The 17730-nt window shown below is 70.8% G+C and carries 14 protein-coding genes; 8 read left to right on the top strand and 6 right to left on the bottom strand.

Translation table 11 applies throughout. The annotated features are described in order from the left end of the window. The first annotated feature begins 48 nt into the window (after positions 1–48). From LZ017_RS18665 to LZ017_RS18645, 5 genes are all read left to right on the top strand, one after another. Positions 49–2043 (top strand): monovalent cation:proton antiporter family protein, encoded by a 1995-nt coding sequence (locus LZ017_RS18665; RefSeq protein ID WP_241398527.1) that lies wholly within the window; start codon positions 49–51, stop codon positions 2041–2043. 55 nt (positions 2044–2098) lie between these two features. Next, a complete protein-coding gene (locus tag LZ017_RS18660) occupies positions 2099–2833 on the top strand; it encodes a histidine phosphatase family protein (protein WP_241398430.1) in 735 nt (244 codons plus the stop codon). 55 nt (positions 2834–2888) lie between these two features. Next, the gene (locus LZ017_RS18655; protein WP_241398429.1) at positions 2889–4154 is read left to right on the top strand and encodes an acyl-CoA dehydrogenase family protein; all 1266 of its coding nucleotides are present in this window, start codon (positions 2889–2891) and stop codon (positions 4152–4154) included. Positions 4155–4281: 127 nt separating this feature from the next. Then, entirely contained in the window at positions 4282–5760 is a 1479-nt protein-coding gene (locus tag LZ017_RS18650; protein ID WP_241398428.1) for a diguanylate cyclase, read from the top strand. A 34-nt stretch (positions 5761–5794) separates the two neighbouring features. Further along, complete coding sequence (locus LZ017_RS18645; protein WP_241398427.1) at positions 5795–6334, top strand: adenine phosphoribosyltransferase; 540 nt, start codon at positions 5795–5797, stop codon at positions 6332–6334. A gap of 21 nt (positions 6335–6355) precedes the next feature. On the opposite strand, the gene LZ017_RS18640 is transcribed toward LZ017_RS18645, so the two are convergent. Together LZ017_RS18640 and mnmE are read right to left on the bottom strand one after the other, a co-directional pair. Next, the gene (locus LZ017_RS18640) at positions 6356–8485 is read right to left on the bottom strand and encodes an EAL domain-containing protein (RefSeq protein WP_241398426.1); all 2130 of its coding nucleotides are present in this window, start codon (positions 8483–8485) and stop codon (positions 6356–6358) included. A 233-nt stretch (positions 8486–8718) separates the two neighbouring features. Further along, positions 8719–10107 carry a tRNA uridine-5-carboxymethylaminomethyl(34) synthesis GTPase MnmE gene (gene mnmE, locus LZ017_RS18635; RefSeq protein ID WP_241398425.1) on the bottom strand — a complete coding sequence of 463 codons (1389 nt, stop codon included), beginning with the start codon at positions 10105–10107 and terminating at the stop codon, positions 8719–8721. Between the two features lie 140 nt (positions 10108–10247). Here mnmE and LZ017_RS18630 point away from each other — a divergent pair, with 140 nt between their 5' ends. The 3 genes from LZ017_RS18630 to LZ017_RS18620 all read left to right on the top strand — a co-directional run bounded on the left by LZ017_RS18630 (position 10248) and on the right by LZ017_RS18620 (position 14559). Continuing rightward, the gene (locus LZ017_RS18630; protein WP_241398424.1) at positions 10248–10766 is read left to right on the top strand and encodes an ECF-type sigma factor; all 519 of its coding nucleotides are present in this window, start codon (positions 10248–10250) and stop codon (positions 10764–10766) included. Further along, complete coding sequence (locus tag LZ017_RS18625; protein ID WP_241398423.1) at positions 10763–13450, top strand: serine/threonine-protein kinase; 2688 nt, start codon at positions 10763–10765, stop codon at positions 13448–13450. The genes LZ017_RS18630 and LZ017_RS18625 overlap by 4 nt, the downstream gene beginning before the upstream one ends. Positions 13451–13548: 98 nt before the next feature. Continuing rightward, entirely contained in the window at positions 13549–14559 is a 1011-nt protein-coding gene (locus tag LZ017_RS18620; RefSeq protein ID WP_241398422.1) for a hypothetical protein, read from the top strand. A 261-nt stretch (positions 14560–14820) separates the two neighbouring features. Here LZ017_RS18620 and yidC read toward each other — a convergent pair whose 3' ends face one another. The 4 genes from yidC to rpmH are packed head-to-tail and all read right to left on the bottom strand — an operon-like array spanning position 14821 to position 17460. Further along, positions 14821–16470: a membrane protein insertase YidC gene (gene yidC / locus LZ017_RS18615; RefSeq protein ID WP_241398421.1), complete on the bottom strand. Its 1650-nt coding sequence runs from the start codon at positions 16468–16470 to the stop codon at positions 14821–14823. Continuing rightward, positions 16467–16748: a membrane protein insertion efficiency factor YidD gene (gene yidD / locus LZ017_RS18610; protein ID WP_277604789.1), complete on the bottom strand. Its 282-nt coding sequence runs from the start codon at positions 16746–16748 to the stop codon at positions 16467–16469. Before yidD ends, yidC begins: the two co-directional genes overlap by 4 nt. 39 nt (positions 16749–16787) lie before the next feature. Continuing rightward, a complete protein-coding gene (locus LZ017_RS18605) occupies positions 16788–17282 on the bottom strand; it encodes a ribonuclease P protein component (RefSeq protein WP_308194086.1) in 495 nt (164 codons plus the stop codon). 43 nt (positions 17283–17325) lie between these two features. Beyond that, entirely contained in the window at positions 17326–17460 is a 135-nt protein-coding gene (gene rpmH / locus LZ017_RS18600) for a 50S ribosomal protein L34 (protein ID WP_241398419.1), read from the bottom strand. Between the last annotated feature and the right edge of the window lie 270 nt (positions 17461–17730).

Below are 17730 nucleotides of genomic sequence, written 5' to 3'. Positions count from 1 at the left end.
TGCCGGTTCTCATGCGTGCGAACCCTGGCCTTACCATCGGACACCATGATGACTGCGCTGGATCTGACCCTGCTGTACCTGGTGGCCGCCGTGCTGGGCGTGGTCATCTGCCGCTCGCTGAAGCTGCCACCCATCCTGGGCTATCTGACGGTGGGCATGGTGCTGGGCCCTAATGCCACCGCGCTGGCCGGCAATCCGGACGGGGTCAACTACCTGGCAGAGTTCGGCGTCGTCTTCCTGATGTTCGTCATCGGGCTGGAGTTCAACCTGCCCAAGCTGCGCAGCATGCGCACCATGGTGTTCGGCCTTGGGCTGCTGCAGGTGCTGCTGACGGTGGCCGGCACGGTGCTGGGCAATGTGCTGCTGGAGCAGGTGTTCGCGCTCTTCCACATCCGCTGGGAACTGCACTGGCAGGGCGCGCTGGTACTGGGCGCCGCAATGGCGATGAGCTCCACCGCCATCGTCGTCAAGCTGATGGCCGAGCGGCTGGAGCTGGAGAGCGAGCATGGCCGGCGCGTCGTCGGCGTGCTGCTGTTCCAGGACCTGGCCGTGGTGCCGCTGCTGGTGCTGATTCCGGCGCTGGACGGCAGCGGCACCGAGATGGCGCAGTCGCTGGGCTGGGCGGGGCTCAAGGCCGTGCTGCTGCTGACCCTGCTGCTGACCGGCGGCCAGCAGGTGATGCGGCGCTGGCTCACGCTGGTGGCGCGGCGCAAGAACCAGGAGCTGTTCATGCTCAACCTGCTGCTGGTCACGCTGGGGCTGGCCTGGCTGACCGAGCATGCGGGGCTGTCGCTGGCGCTGGGGGCCTTCGTGGCCGGCATGCTGATTGCCGAAACCGAGTTCAAGCACCAGGTGGAGACCGACATCCGCCCCTTCCACGACGTGCTGCTGGGGCTGTTCTTCATCACCATCGGCATGCGCCTGGACTGGAAGACCCTGGTCGACCAATGGCCGCTGGTCATCATCCTGGCGGTCGTGCCCACCTTCTCCAAATTCGCGCTGATCGCGGCGCTGGCCAAGCTCTTCAAGGCGCCCACCGGCGTGGCGCTGCGCACCGGGCTGTACCTGGCGCAGGCCGGCGAATTCGGCTTCGTGCTGCTGACCCTGGGTACCCAGCACCAGCTGGTGGCCGCCCAGTGGGTCAGCCCGGTGCTGGCCGCCATGGTGCTGTCCATGCTGCTGACGCCGCTGGTGATCGAGCACAGCAACCGCATCGTGATGAAGCTCTCGGCGAGCGACTGGCTGCTGCAGTCGGTGCAGCTGACGACGATCGCGAAGAAGTCCATCAAGAACACCGCCCACGTGATCATCTGCGGCTACGGCCGCAGCGGCCAGAACCTGGCCCGGCTGCTGGAGGCCGAGAGCATTCCCTACATGGCGCTGGACCTGGACCCGGACCGCGTGCGCCAGGCCGCCGCCGCTGGCCAGAGCGTGGTCTTCGGCGACGCCGCCCGGCTCACCAGCCTGATGGCGGCGGGCCTGTCGCGCGCCAGCGCCGTGGTGATCAGCTACCACGACACGCCGTCGGCGCTGAAGGTGCTGCACGAGGTGCGCGCCCATGCACCGCAGGTGCCGGTGGTGGTGCGCACCATCGACGATGCCGATCTTGAGCGGCTGCGCAACGCCGGCGCCACCGAGGTCGTGCCCGAGGCCATCGAGGGCTCGCTGATGCTGGCCAGCCACGCGCTGGCGCTGGTGGGCGTGCCCATGCGCCGCGTGATCCGCATCACCCGCGACGCGCGCGACCGCCGCTACGGCCTGCTGCGCGGCTACTTCCACGGCGCCGACGACGACGGGCTGGAGGAGCGCGACCAGACCCGGCTGCAGTCCCTGACCCTGCCGGTGGCCAGCCCGCTGCACGGGCGCCGACTCACCGAGGCGGGGCTGATCGAGCTGGGCGTCAGCGTGGTCTCGGTGCGCCACCCCAGCGGCGCGGTGCGCAGCGCCGAGCCGGAGCTGACGCTGGAAGGCGGCGACACCCTGGTGCTGTCCGGCACGCCGGAGGCCTTGACGCTGGCGGAGCAGCAGCTGCTGCGCGGGTGACAGCCTGCCGCCTGAGTGACAGGCGGCGACGCCGGCATGGGCCACACTGCCGCCCATGCTGCAGATTCCCGCCCGCCAGAACCGCCGCCGCATCTACCTGATGCGCCACGGGGCGGTCAGCTACTTCGATGGCGAAACCGGCCGTCCGGTGCTGCCCGAGCAGGTCGACCTGAACCACGAAGGCCGCGCCCAGGCGCGCGCCGCTGGCGAGGCCTTCGCCGCGGCCGGCGTGCGCTTCGACCGCGTCATCGTCTCCGGCCTGCCGCGCACGCTGCAGACCGCGCAGCGCGTGCTGCAGCACAGCGGCCAGGCCGGGCTCGCACCGCAAATCTGGCCCGAATGGCAGGAGATACGCGGCGGCCGCCTGTCCGAGATCGACGACGCGCAGCTGGAGCAGGCCTTCACCGGCCTGCAGCGCAGCCCGGTCGACGAGGCGCAGCGCTTCCTGAACGGCGAATGCATCGGCGAGCTGCTGGACCGCGTGCTGGGCGGCGTGCGCCGGCTGCGCGCCGACCCCGACTGGGACTGCGCGCTGCTGGTGCTGCATGGCGTGGTCAACGCCGCCATCCTGTCGCACGCGATCAGCGGCGGCCAGCGCCTGATGCTGGGGGGCTGGGTGCAGTCGCCGGCCTGCATCAATGTGCTGGACCTGGGCGATGCCCCGGGCGACTGGCTGCTGCGCGCCACCAATCTCGCGCCGCTGCAAGGCTTGCACGCGCAGGACCGCGCCACCACGATGGAGGCGCTGTACGCCCAATACCTGGACTACCGGAACCGCCGCCGCCGCTGACGCGGCCGCCCACGCCGGCCTCCCGCCTTCCACCGACGACCTGAAGGACCCCGCGATGAACTTCGACTACAGCCCCAAGGTGCAAGAGATGCGCCAGCGCCTGCTGGCCTTCTTCGACGAGCACATCTATCCCAACGAGAAGCGCTACCACGACGAGATCGCCGCCAACCGCAGCGCCGGCAACGCCTGGCTGCCCACCCGCGTGATCGAGGAGCTCAAGCCCAAGGCGCGCGCCGCCGGGCTGTGGAACCTGTTCCTGCCGAAGAGCGCCCGCGCGCCCGAAGGGCTGAGCAACCTGGAATACGCGCCGCTGGCCGAGATCATGGGCCGGGTCTACTGGGCCTCCGAGGTATTCAACTGCTCGGCGCCGGACACCGGCAACATGGAGACGCTGGAGCGCTACGCCACCGAGGCGCAGAAGGACCGCTGGCTGGAGCCGCTGCTGCGCGGCGAGATCCGCTCGGCCTTCCTGATGACGGAGCCCGAGGTGGCCTCGTCGGACGCGACCAACATCCAGTGCCGCATCGAACGCGATGGCGACGACTACGTGATCAACGGCACCAAGTGGTGGTCCAGCGGCGCCGGCGATCCGCGCTGCCAGCTCTACATCGTGATGGGCAAGACCAACCCCGACGCCGGCCGCCACGAACAGCAGTCCATGGTGCTGGTGCCGGCCAACACGCCCGGCGTCACCGTGAAGCGGGCGCTGCCGGTGTTCGGCTATGACGACGCACCGCACGGCCACATGGAGATCGAGCTGCGCGACGTGCGCGTGCCGGTGCAGGACGCCATCCTGCTGGGCGAGGGCCGCGGCTTCGAGATCGCACAGGGCCGCCTGGGCCCGGGGCGCATCCATCACTGCATGCGCTCCATCGGCGCCGCCGAGCGCGCGCTGGAACTGATGTGCCAGCGCGCCATCGCGCGCGTGGCCTTCGGCAAGACCCTGGCGCAGCAGACCGTCACCCAGGAGCGCATCGCCGAGGCGCGCTGCATGATCGACCAGGCGCGCCTGCTGACGCTCAAGGCCGCGTACATGATGGACACCGTGGGCAACAAGGTGGCCAAGGCGGAGATCGCGATGATCAAGATCGTCGCGCCCAGCATGGCGCTGAAGGTGATCGACTGGGCCATCCAGGTCCATGGCGGCGCCGGCGTCTCCGACGACACGCCGCTGGCCTATATGTGGGCCGGGCAGCGCACGCTGCGCTTCGCCGACGGTCCCGACGAGGTGCACCGCAACGCGCTGGCCAAGCTGGAGCTGTCGCGCCACATGAAGCTGTCGCCCGACCGGGTGCAGATGCCCATCACCCGGGGCGCCTGATCGCTGGGCGGCACGCCTCTACCCGGACAGGAAACTGGCGGACATCCCCCTTTGGGGGGTGACCTGACTCATCTGTTCGCGGAGCGGCACAAGGGCTAGGATTTTCGGCTTGGCTGGTCCATGCCGCATGAACAAAGCTCCCACTGTCCGCCCCTGGCATCTGCTCGCCTTCGCCGCGCTGCTGGGCGTGGAAGGGGTGTTGCTGGGCTTCAGCATCGGCGGGCCGCAGGGCGCGCCGATGCTGCCCTGGCTGGCCACCGGCACAATGGCGCTGACGGTGGCGGTCGCGATCGCGGTGCTGGGCAGCCTGCAGCGCGCCAGCCGCCGCGCCCTGCTGGCGCAACGCACGCTCGAAGAGGCCATCGACGCGCTGCCCGCCAGCGTGGAGATCTTCGACCGGCGCGACCGGCTGATCGCTTACAACCGCCGCCTGGTCGAGCTCTACCCGCACATGCTGCGCGCCTTCGAGCAGGGCGCCAGCTTCGAGGAGATGGCGCGCGAGTCGCTGGCGCGCGGCGGCGTGCCCGAGGCTCTCGGGCGCGAATCCGAATGGCTGGCCGAGCGGCTGCAGGAGCGCGGCCGCCGCCAGCTGCCGCTGCTGCAGCGCGTGCACGGCGAGCTCTGGCTGCATATCTTCGAGCGGCGCACGCCGTCCGGCGGCATCGTCGGCGTGCGCATGGACGTCAGCGACCTGATCCACGAGCAGCAGCGCCTGGCCGCCAGCCAGGCCCAGCTCAAGGCCATCATCCGCGCGGCGATGAACGGCATCCTCACGCTGGACCCGGGCGGCCATGTGCTGGAGGTCAATCCCAGCTGCGAGGACCTGTTCGGCTTCACCGCCGCCGAGCTGCAGGGGGTGCACCTGGGCATGCTCTTCCATGGCGCCGGCCACCTGATGCCGCAGGACCTGCTCAGCGTGCCCCAGGAGCTGGCCGCGCGCCACCGCAGTGGCGCCGAGCTGACGCTGCAGGTCAGTGTCTCCGAGGTGCGCACCGAGACCACGCTGCTCTACGTCTGCGTGGTGACCGACTTCAGCGAACGCAAGCGCCAGGAGATGCGGCTGCAGCGCGCCAACGAGCTGCTCGCGCGCCAGTCCACCACCGACGGCCTGACCGGCGTCGGCAACCGGCGCCTGTTCGACCAGCTGCTGCAGAACGCCTGGCTGCGCAGCGCCCGCACCGGGCTGCCGCTGGCCCTGCTGATGGTGGACATCGACCACTTCAAGCAATACAACGACCGCTACGGCCACGTGGCCGGCGACGACTGCCTGCGCCGCGTCGCCGCGCTGCTGCGCAGTTGCGTGGGCGGCGAATCCGAGACCGTGTGCCGCTACGGCGGCGAGGAGTTCGCGCTGCTGCTGGCCGAAGTCGACCTGGACGGCGCGCGCAGCGTCGCGCAACGCTGCCTGGACAGCGTGCGCCTGGCCGCCATCGAACACGAGGCCTCGCCCGGGCGACGCACCGTGAGCCTGTCCATCGGCGTGGCGCTGCAGGTGGGCTGCGCGCAAGCGCCGGCGCTGCGCCTGATCGAGGCCGCCGACGCCGCGCTGTACCAGGCCAAGGCGGGCGGGCGCGGCCGGCTCAGCTGCCAGGTCCAGCAGGCCTGAGCCGTGCCGACGCGGCGCGCGCGACAATCGCCCCATGCAAGACGCCGACTACCTGAAGGGCCGGATCCGCACCGTGCCCGACTGGCCCGAACCCGGGGTGCAGTTCCGCGACATCACACCGCTGCTGTCCGACCCGCGCGCCTTCCGCGTGCTGATCGACCAGTTCGTGCACCGCTACTTCGACACCCGCCCCAGCGCCGTGGCCGGGCTGGACGCGCGCGGCTTCATCATCGGTTCGGTGCTGGCCTACGAACTCAACATCGGCTTCGTGCCCATTCGCAAAAAGGGCAAGCTGCCCTTCACCACCGTGGCCGAGACCTATGAACTGGAATACGGCAGCGCCACCGTGGAGATGCACACCGACGCCGTCCAGGCCGGCGACCGCGTGCTGCTGATCGACGACCTGATCGCCACCGGCGGCACCATGCTGGCCGGCAAGCGCCTGCTGGAGCGCCTGGGCGCCACCGTGATCGAGGGCGCGGCCATCGTGGACCTGCCCGAGCTGGGCGGCTCGCGGCGTCTGCGCGAGGCCGGGCTGCCGCTGTTCACGCTGGTGTCCTTCGACGGGGCCTGAGCGCCCGCCTTGCCGGCCCGCTCAGCCCGGCGCGCGCGCCATCGCGGCGCGCACATGGGCGGCGAATTCCTCCGGCGGCATGGGCCGCGCGTAGTAGTAGCCCTGGGCCAGCTCGCAGCCCAGGTGGCGCAGCGCCTCGCCGGTGGCGCGGTCCTCCACCCCTTCGGCCAGCGTGCGCAGGCCCAGGCCGCGGGCCATCTGGATGATGGCGCGCACGATGGCCGGATCGGCATCGTGCGCCAGGTCCTTGACGAAGCTGCGGTCGATCTTCAGCTGGTCCACCGACAACCGTTTGAGATAGGCCAGACTGGAGTAGCCGGTGCCGAAATCATCGATGGACAGGCGCACGCCCAGAGCCTCCAGCGCGGCGACGCGCGCGGTCATGGTCTCGGCGTCGTGCAGCAGCATGGACTCGGTCAGCTCCAGCTCCAGGCACTGCGGCGGCAGCCCGTGCTCGCGCAGCGCCTGCGCCACCACCTGCTCGACCTGGCCGCGGCGCAGCTGCAGCACCGACAGGTTGACCGCCACGCCCTCCAGCACCAGCCCCTGCGCGCGCCATTGCGCCAGCTGGCGGCAGGCCTCGCGGATCACCCAATCGCCGATGGGCAGGATCAGCCCGCTGTCCTCGGCCACCGGGATGAAGCGCGCCGGCGGCACCAGGCCCTCGGGGCGGCGCCAGCGCAAGAGCGCCTCGGCGCCCACCACGCGGCCGTCATCCAGCGCCACCTGCGGCTGGTAGTGCAGCGTCAGCTCGCCACGCTCCAGCGCCTGTGCCAGCCCATGGCGCAGCTGCAGCCGCTCGGAGACTTCGGCGTTCATGCGCTCGTCGAAGAGCTGGAAGGTGTTGCGCCCGGCGTCCTTGGCGCGGTACATCGCGGTATCGGCCTTGCGCAGCAGCGCGTCGTACTGATCGCCGTCCTGCGGGAAGCGCGACACGCCGATGGACACCGTGCTGAGGATCTCATGCCCATCCAGCACCAGCGGCTGGCCCAGCACCGCCATCAGCTTGTCCACCACGCCGTCCAGCGCCAGACCGGCCGGCCCCTCGCTGCTCAGCACGATGAGGAATTCGTCGCCGCTGAGGCGGCAGATGCTGTCGCTGTCGCGCAGCGCATCGCGCAGGCGCCGCGCCGTGCTGCGCAGCAGCTCGTCGCCGATCTGGTGGCCCAGCGAATCATTGATGCTCTTGAAGTCGTCCAGGTCCAGGTACAGCAGCGCGACCTCGCCGCCCAGGCGCTGGGCCGCGCCGATCGCGCGTTCCACGCGGTCGCGTGCCATCACGCGGTTGGGCAGGCCGGTCAGCGGGTCGTGAAAGGCCAGAAACTCGACGCGCCGCTCGGCCTCGCGGCGCTCCTCGATCTCCACCAGCAGGCGCTGGTAGGGTGCGCGCACCGCGGCGACGAACACCGCGCGGTAGATGTAGACATAGGCCAGGATCTTGTACAGATGGCCCAGCAGCTGGAAGCCGTCGTTGACATGCGAGTACAGCGTGAAGCACAGCTCGCTGAGCACCGTGATCAGCGCCGCGGTGCGCAGGTCCACCGCGTCATAGCGCCCGGTGCTGCGCGCGCGCAGATGGAAGCCCAGCGCCGCCAGCGCCTGCAGCAGCACGATGCCGTACTCGGCCCCGACCTTGAACGGGGTCAGCCCCGCGCCATCGACGAAGGTACGCGGCCACAGCTGCGGAAACCCCAGCAGCAGCACGAACAGCAGCACCGACAGGCCCAGCGCCCCCAGTCCCAGCCCGACCCGCGACAGGCCTTCGCCGCGCCAGCGCGGCCAGCCGCGCAGCGCCACCAACAGCAGCGTCAGCGCGGCGACATAGCGCGCCGCGAGCCAGAAGCGGATCGCCTTCTCGGGGTCGCCCGGCGAAAAGAAGTCCGGCATGCCGCGGTAGGACAGCATGTGCCCCAGGTCCAGCAGCCCGACGACCAGGAAGCCACAACCCAGCAGCAGGCCGTCGCCGGCCTCCTTGTCCTGCGGCCCGGCATGCCAGCACACCGCGAAGACCATCAGCGCCATCGCCACCGCCAGCGTCTCGCCCACCGTGTGCAGCCAGACCGGGAACAGATGAGGCTCGCCCTTGAATCCCGGCAGCGATGGCGCCTGCCACACCAGCACGAACAGCAGACTCAGGGCCAGCACCAGCATGGCTGACCCGGGACGCAACATCGCGCGCTGGCCCTGCGGCCCGGGGGCGGGCGGCAGGGCGGGAGCCAGCGGTGGCGATGCGTGCCTGGAGGACATGGGTGGGGAAGGTTGGCCGGGAAGAGCCCAGGCTCATCAGGGTTTTATCAAACTCTGCCCCTCATGCGTCTTGACTTATGTTCAAGCGCGACTTGCAAACCACACTTGCGCGTGCGGCTGGCGGGTGGCGGTGGCTTTCACTTGCCGATGCAGAAGCGGCTGAAGATCTCGCCCAGCAGGTCGTCGGCGCTGAAGGCGCCGGTGATCTCGCCCAGCGCGTCATGCGCCAGGCGCAGCTCCTCGGCCATCAGGTCCAGCGCGGGTGGCTGCTGCGCGGCCTGCTCCAGCCCCAGGGCCACATGCTCGCGGGTGCGGCGCAACGCCTGCACATGGCGTTCGCGGGCGATGAACAGCCCCTCGGGCACCGCATGCCAGCCCACCTGTTCGAGCAGGCGGCGGCGCAGCGCGTCCAGGCCCGCACCGGTCTTGGCGGACAGCGTCAGCGCCCCCGGGGTCAGGTCTTGCCGGGCCGCGGCGGACTCCGGCGCGTCGGCCTTGTTGTAGACCTGCAGGATGCGCGCCGGGTCCACGCCGGCCAGGTGGGTGCGGATTTCGGCGTCCTCGGCCTCGTAGTCGGGCCGGCCCACCCGCGTGAGGTCGTGCAGGAAGAGCAGCACGTCGGCATCGGCGATCGCATCCCAGCTGCGCGCCACGCCGATGCGCTCCACCTCGTCGTCGGTGTCGCGCAGCCCGGCGGTGTCACTGATATGCAGGGGCACGCCTTCCACCTGGATGGTCTGGCTGAGCTTGTCGCGCGTGGTGCCGGGGATGGGCGTGACGATGGCCAGCTCGGCGCCGGCCAGCGCGTTGAGCAGCGAGCTCTTGCCCACGTTGGGCTGGCCGGCCAGCACCACCTTGATGCCCTCGCGCAGGATGGCGCCCTGGCGGCTGCGCTCCAACAGCGCGTCCAGCTGCGCGAGCAGGCGCCGCAGCTTGCCCAGCGCGTCGGCGGCCTGCAGGAAGTCGATCTCTTCCTCGGGGAAGTCCAGCGTGGCCTCGACCAGCATGCGCAGCGCGATCAGCGCGTCGCGCAGCTGCCCCACCTCGCTGCTCAGCGCCCCGGCCAGCGCGCGGCCGGCGCTGCGCGCGGCGGCCTCGGTGCTGGCGTCGATCAGGTCAGCCACCGCCTCGGCCTGCGCCAGGTCCAGCTTGCCGTTGAGAAAGGCGCGGCGCGTGAACTCGCCGGGCTCGGCCAGACGCATGCGCAGCGCCGGGTCGGCCTCCAGGCAGCGCGCCAGCAGCAGCTGCAGCACCACCGGCCCGCCATGGGCCTGCAGCTCCAGCACATGCTCGCCGGTGTAGGAATGGGGGGCGGGAAAGTACAGCGCCAGGCCGTGGTCGATGGCCTCGCCGGCGGCGCTTCTGAACGGCAGGTAGGTCGCCTCGCGCGGCTTCAGCGCGCGGCCGCAGAGCGCCTGCACCAGCGGGGTCAGGTCTTGCGGGGCAGACACCCGCACGATGCCGACCGCTCCGCGGCCGGGAGCGGTGGCGATGGCGGCGATGGGGTCCTGGTGGCGCGACAGCATGGCGGGATTTTCCCCGATGCGGGCCCACGCGCCCGGCGTTGTTCGATCGCATCATGCCGCTCGCCCGGGGTGGTCACGCCCTGGGCAGGGCGGCATGATGCGCACCCGCCGGCCTCTCCCGGCCATCCTGACGCACTGTCGTGTCGCAAGACGAAATTCAAGCCATCCCCCCGCTGGCCGACGAGCTGTATCGTGCCCTCAAGACCCTGGCCCGCCAGCGCCTGCGCCGCAGTGGTCCCATGACCCTGTTGGACACCACGGCCCTGGTGCACGAAAGCTGGTTCCGCCTGTCCCGGCGGGCCGAGTGGGAATCGATGGGCAAGGACCACTTCATGGCCTATGCCGCCACCGCGATGCGTTCCATCGTCGTGGACTACGCGCGGGCGCGCCAGGCCGCCATCCGCGGCGGTTTGGTCACGCACCTGGATCTGGACGAACTGCCGACGCTGGCGCATCGCGACGAAGAGTACCTGACCGTGCACGAGGCGCTCCAGGACCTGGAGCGCCACGACCCGCGCCTGGCCCGGCTGGTGGAGCTGCGCTACTTCGTAGGGCTGGAGGAGGTCGAGTGCGCCGAGCTGCTGGGCGTGGCCCGGCGCACCGTGCAGCGCGACTGGCAGAAGGCCAAGGCGATCCTCTGGGAAGCCCTGCGTCCATGAGTTCGGATCTGCTGGCCCATTGGGCCGCGCTCGAACCCTTGCTGGACCAGGCGCTGAGCCTGCCGCCCGCGGACCGCGAACGCTTCCTGGACACCCTGCCGCCGGACCAGCAGCGCTGGCGCGCCGATCTGGCGCGGCTGCTGCAGGCCGAGGCCCAGGCCGACCAGGCCGGTTTCATGGACCGCGCCGCCCGCCTCCATGGCACCGGCACGCTGGGGACGGCCGCCGACGCGGCGCCAACCTGGCAGGCGGGTCAGCAGGTTGGGCCCTGGGTGCTGGTCGAGGAACTGGGGCGCGGCGGCATGGCCAGCGTGTGGCGCGCCCACCCGCACAGCGGCGACTTCCAGCGCGAGGTGGCGCTGAAGCTGCCCCACAGCCCGGCGCCGGGATGGCTGGAGCGCATGCGCCGCGAGCGTGACATCCTCGCGCGGCTGCAGCATGGCGGGATCGCGCGCCTCTACGACGCCGGCACCGACGCCGCGGGCCTGCCCTGGCTGGCGATGGAATGCGTGCAGGGCCGCGACATCCTCGGCTGGTGCGACGCACGCGGCAGCGACACCGCAACCCGTCTGCGGCTGCTGCTGCAGGTGGCCGATGCGCTCCAGTATGCGCACAGCCGACTGGTGATTCATCGCGACATCAAGCCGGCCAACGTGCTGGTGCAGGACGACGGCCAGACGCGGCTGCTGGACTTCGGCATCGCGCGCTGGCTGGCACCGGACGGGGACAACCCGGCGCTGACCCAGCTGGGCCAGCGGCCAATGACGCCCGAATACGCCTCGCCCGAGCAGGTGCGCGGCGAAGAACCCGGCGTGGCATCGGACATCTATGCGCTGGGCGTGCTGGCCTACCGGCTGCTCAGCGGCGCCAGCCCCTATGCCAGTGCGATGCCCGCGTCACGCCATGCGCTGGAAAGCGCGGTGCTGGAGCTGGAGCCGCCCGCCCCGTCCAGCGTGGCGGCCACGCTGGCGCTGCGCAAGGCCTTGCGCGGCGACTTGGACGCCATCGTGCTGAAGGCGCTGGCCAAGGAACCCGCGCAGCGCTACGCCACCATGGACGCGCTGGCCGCGGACCTGCGCCGCCACCTGGCCGGCGAGCCGGTGCTGGCGCGCCCCCCGTCCTGGCGTTACCGCGCCGGGCGCTTCGTGGCGCGCCATCGCGCCGGGGTCGCGGCCTCCCTGGCCGCGGTGCTGGCCCTGCTGGGCACGACGGGCTGGGCCCTGCAGGCCGCCAGCGTGGCCCAGCAGGAAGCGCGGCGCTCGAGGGCGATGTACGAGTTCCTGACGGGCCTGTTCAACCCGCTGCGGGACGCGCAGCCGGACACCCGCAACCGCGACATGCCAGTGCGCCGCCTCATCGAGGATGGTGCCAGGCAGGTGCTCGCCTCGCTGAAGGACGAACCGTTCGCCCGCGAACAGTTGCTGGTGGACCTGAGCACGCTGACCCAGCAGCTGGGGCTGCCCGAGCTGTCGCGCCAGCTGGCCCAGGAGCGCGTCCGCTACGCGCAGCTTCTGCACGGAACGCACAGCGTGGCCTATGCCGACGCCCTGTTGGGGCAGCGGGACCTGTGGGAGAGCGCCGGCGCCTACGGCGAGGGCTACGAGGCCGCCCGTCAGGCCCTGGACATCTATCGCGAGCGGCACGAGCAGGCCCCGCAGCGGCTGGCACTGGCCCATCTGACGCTGGGTGGCTTCGGCGCACGGCTGCATACGCCGCGGCACGAAGACATCGAGCATTTGCAGACTGCCGCCCGGCTGCTGAGCCAGGTGCCGGCGCCCAATCTGCTCGGCGTGGTCTACGAACAGCTGCTGGTGGCCCACCTGGGCCGCGGCGACATGGAGTCGGCCTACCAGGCGGGCATGCAGGGGGTGCGGGCCAACCGCAGCCAGCGCGGCGTGGAGGACTGGAAAACCGGCGCCTCCGAAGACCAGGTCGGCCAGCTCGCCCTGCTGACCCTGCGCCCGGCCGAGGCGGACATCCTGCTCACCCACGGTCTGCAGGTGCTGCGCCAGGCCATGGGGCCGGACGTGGTCATCCTGGCGCGGGGCGAAAGCAATCTCGCGCTGCTCGACCTCGCCGCCGGCCGCGACGCCGAGGCGCGCCGTCATGTGGCCGAAGCGCTGCGCATCGTGGCCCTGCCCGCCAACCGGTCCATGGCCGCCTTCACGCTGACCGCCGAGGCCACGGCCATGGAGGTGGCCTTGCAGACCGGAGACTGGGCCGCGCTGCGCAAGGCCTGCCAGCCCTGGGGGCACGACGTGCAGGCGCCTCAGCCCGCGCTGCGCCTGCGGCTGCAGCAGGCCTGCATGGCCGAGGCCATCCACGCCGGCGACACGGGCCGCGCCCAGGCCTTGCTGGCGCAGGGCGAGCAGGTGGCCCGGCAGTTCTTCGCCCAGGTGCCTGCGCGCCATGCCTCGCTCTGGCTGCGCGCTGGCGACCTGCGGCTGGCACAGGGCCAGCGCGACGCGGCGCTCGCGCTGTGGCGTCGCGTGCTGGACCTGGACGACACCAGCATCGTCCCTTACCGCGCCCAGGCCTATGCACGCCTGCAGGCCCAGGGCGGCGCGGACGACGGCGCGATGGCACGCGCCCGCCGCCTGACACAGCAGCTGCTTTCGTCCGGCGGCCCGCGCTACTACGCCAGGTACCTGGCGCTGCTGCCCGCACCGTCCGCAGCCCCTTGATCCGACCATGGCGCTTTTGCGCGCCGGTTCTCGTGAATGCGTAAGAAGGCGACGCCAGATGGCGGTAGCCCTCGTTGCGCAACCAAGGAGGACTGGCAATGAAGAAGTTTTCGACCCTCGGACTGAGCCTGCTCGTGGCCGCCACGCTGGCAGCCTGCGGCGGTGGAGGGAGTGACAACACGGGCTCCGGCGGCACGACCGGCAATGGGTCCGGCAATACCGGCGGCACCGGCGGCACGGGCGGCACGGGCGGCACGGGCGGCACGGGCGGTACAGGCGGTACAGGCGGTACAGGCGGTACGGGTGGCACGGGTGGCACGGGTGGCACGGGCGGCACGGGCACCAGCTTCCCATACAGCCGCTATGACGTGTACGCGCTCTACGACACGACCACCGTGTCCGGGACCGGCGCGGTGGCCTCGGTGTCGGCCACGCAGGGCGCGCTGGCCATCGGCTCGTTCAGCTTCCGCGGCGCGCTGGGCGGCGGCGAAACCACCATCACCCTGGGCAGCGGCGCCGTCAGCCTGAAGAGCGGCATCGTGCTGCCGGCGGACCTGAGCTGGCTCGCACCGGGCGCCGATGGGCAGCTGATCCAGCAATGTTCGGTGGTGCGCCAGGACGCCTCTGGCGCCACCGTCTCGGGCTATCCCAAGAGCATGACGGTGATGCTGGCCAACACCAGCACGCCGCTGACCAAGCTCGGCGACATCCCGACCGGCACGCGGCTCTATGTGGCGGAAGACTGCAAGTTCACCGGCAGCACGCCCACCGGCGATATCGCCGCCGTCAACGCCCAGGCCAACGACAACGTCGTCGTGAACGCGGACGGCTCTCTGACCCTGAACCCCATCGGGGCGGCCAGCTTCACGGTCTCCGCGGCCAATGTCAGCGCGGCCCTGGCCGCAGGCGGCACCGGGCTGGACACGATGGGCGACGTCGCCGTGCCCAGCACCGCCGGCAAGGCCGCGGGCAGCTATGCGATGCATGCCTACAGCATCGCTCGCACCGGTGCGGCGCCGCGCTATGTGGTCGTCATCCAGGCCACGCCCACCGGAGGCAAGGCCTCGCTGGGCAGCAAGGGCGTGGTGTCCATGCTGGTCAGCCCCTGATCGGCGATTGATGCGCCGGCCACAGCGGGCCGACGCTGGGGGCGGCGGGAGCCGCCCCGCGCGCGCGATGGCGCGGGGGAGGCCGGCCGCGGCGCTCTCGTGAGCCCGCGGGTCCGGCCGCTGGGCCGCCCGCTTCCGGGAGGAGTCGGGCGGCAGCCTCTCTGCCCCGCATTCAGCGCATTAAAGGTCCTTGTACCGACGAAAAAAAGCCCCCGCTCGCGGGGGCTTCATGCCGAGGTGTGAACGACTGCGCGGCCGCGCTCAGTTCTGCACGCCCAGCTGCTTGTTGATGGCCCATTGCTGGGCGATCGACAGGATGTTGTTCACCAGCCAGTACAGCACCAGGCCGGACGGGAAGAAGAAGAACATCACGCTGAAGGCCAGCGGCATGATCCACATCATCTTGGCCTGCACGGGATCCGGCGGCGTCGGGTTCAGCCAGACCTGCAGCAGGCTGGTCGCCGTCATCAGCAGCGGCAGCACGAAGAAGGGGTCCTTGGCCGACAGGTCGGTGATCCAGCCGATCCAGGGCGCGTGGCGCATTTCCACGCTGGACAGCAGCACCCAGTACAGCGCGATGAAGAAGGGCATCTGCAGGAAGATGGGCAGGCAGCTGCCGATCGGGTTGACCTTCTCCTCGCGGTAGATGCGCATCATCTCCTGCTGCATCTGCTGCGGCTTGTCCTTCAGGCGCTCGCGCAGCTCCATGATGCGCGGGTTGACCGCCTTCATTTTGGCCATCGAGCGGTAGGCGCTGGCATTGAGCCAGTAGAAGGCCGCCTTCAGCAGCACCACCAGCGCGATGATGGCCCAGCCCCAGTTGCCCAGCAGGCCATGCAGCTGGTCCAGCAGCCAGAACAGCGGCTTGGACAGCACGGTGAACCAGCCATAGTCCTTGACCAGCTCCAGTCCCGGCGCCAGCGCGGCGAGCTTCTTTTCTTCCTGCGGACCGACATAGAGCAGGTCGCTCACCGCGGTGGACGCGCCTGGCGCCAGCGCGGCCAGCGTGCTGACCGTGCCCACCGAGTACAGGCCGTTGCCCACGCTCTTGGCGTAGAACTCGCGCGCGCCGGCCTCGTTGTGCAGCCAGGCCGACACGAAGTAGTGCTGGACCATGGCCACCCAGCCGTCGCTGGCCTGCTTCTCGAACTGGGCCTTGCCCTTTTCGATGTCCTTGAAGTCGACCTTCTGGAACTTGGCCTTGTCGGTATAGATGGCCGGGCCGGTGAAGGTGGAATAGAAGCTGGACTGGCCCGGGCCGGGCTGGCCGTCGCGCACCAGCTGCTTGTACAGCTGCGGCGTCACGGCGGCGGTACCGGTGTTGAGCACCTCGTGCTTCACGTCGACGGCATAGCTGCCGCGCTTGAAGGTGTAGGTCTTGGCCAGCTTCAGGCCGGCGGACTCGGGCGACTCGAAGCGCACGACGACGCTGTCGCTGCCGTCCTTCAGTTCGCGCGGGCCTTCCGCCACGCTCATCACGCTCAGGTGATTGGGCGCGCCGGCCACGCCGACCAGGCCGGTCTCGGCACGGTACTGGTGGCTGGGGTTGATCACCACCACATGCCCGCTGGGGTCGGTCTCGTCCTTGTGCTTGAGCAGCTCGACGCGGACCAGGCTGCCGCCGCGGCTGTCCAGCGTGGCCTTGACCAGGTCGGTGCTGATGGTGACGGACTGGCTGGCGGGCAGGGTCGTCGCGGGCGGCGGCGTGGCGGCACCCGGCGCGGCCGGGGCACCGGCCATCGCGTTGGGCAGCGTGGCCGAAGCCGGTGCCGACGCGGCGCTCGCCGCCGGCCGGGCGGGCGCCGGGCTGAACAGCGACGGATGGCCGTTGTGCTTTTGCCAGCCGTCCCACAGCAGGACCAGCGACATGGTGAACACCACCCACAACACGGTGCGGCGTAGATCAGTCATGGGGAAGCTTCTGTATTGGTGGTTGAAGAGGTCTCGGATCCGCTGCGCTGGCGCAGCAGATGCGTGAACAGGCGGGGCGGATTGTCGGGCACGGGATCGTGGCCGCCCAGACAGAAGGGATTGCAGCGCAGTATGCGCGCGACCGCCATGTAAGTGCCGGCCGCCGCCCCATGGCGCTGCAAGGCCTGCATCGCATAGCTGGAGCAGCTCGGCGCGTAGCGGCAGCCCGCGCGCAGCCAGGGGCTCAGCAGCAGCTGGTAGCCGCGCACGGCCCCCATCAGGACGCGCTGAGCCACACCACGCCGCGCCGCCATGGCTCAGGTTCTCCCGCTCGCGCCGCGCTGCAGCCGCTCCAGCAGCTGGCGCAGCTCGGCGCGCACGACGGCGCTGAGCGCCTCCGAGCGGGCGCTCACGAACTGTTTGCGGTCGAACGGTGCGCGCAGGCGCACCACCCACAGCCCCGGCGGCAGCGCGCGGCCCTCGGCCTGGAAGAGGCCGCGGATCTGACGCTTGAGCAGGTTGCGGGTCACCGCCCGGCGCGCGTGCCGCTTGGGCACGACCATGCCCAGCCAGGCCTGCTGAGGCATCGCCGGAGGCCGGGGTTCGGGGGCTGGCGCGGGGGATTCATCCACAGCCTGTGCATGGTTGTGTGCATCACCTGTGGATAACTCAGGCTTTGCTGTGGATTTCGGCTTGCGTGGCTCGCTGGGCTCCGCCGCCAGATGATGGACGGCGAAATGAGCACTTCGAGCGCGGCTGGGTTGCCCCAGGACGCGCTCGAAGTCGGCCGATCGCTGGATGCGGCCGATCACGGTGGTGTCGGAAACGGACTCGAAAGAGTCGCCAGCGCGAGGCTTAGACAGCCAGGCGCTTGCGGCCCTTGGCGCGGCGCGCGTTGATCACGGCGCGACCGCCACGGGTCTTCATGCGGACCAGGAAGCCGTGGGTACGGGCGCGGCGGGTCTTGGAACCTTGGTAAGTGCGTTTCATGCTGAACCTCTGGATGGGCCGGCGGCCCCTGATGCTCGGCCATTCGGCCAGGGTGACTCGGGTGGACGCAAGCGCTGGAAGGGTCTGACGCCACCCTCGGGTGGCACCCATCCGCGGGCCGCCCGGGCGATGAGTCTGGCCGGGTGTGTGGCTGACGGCAGCGCCGCCGCCCGCGAACCCGGCCACAGCGTCGCCCGCTATGGCCCCGCGCCAGCGCAATCCTCAAGCACACCGCCACGGGCCCCGCCCCGGCTCAAGCGCCGGGACCGT

The organism is Pelomonas sp. CA6 (assembly GCF_022549225.1).
Lineage (GTDB): Bacteria > Pseudomonadota > Gammaproteobacteria > Burkholderiales > Burkholderiaceae_C > Roseateles.
The sequence above is the reverse complement of the archived record's forward strand: the minus strand, read 5'-3'. Positions and strand labels throughout refer to the sequence as shown.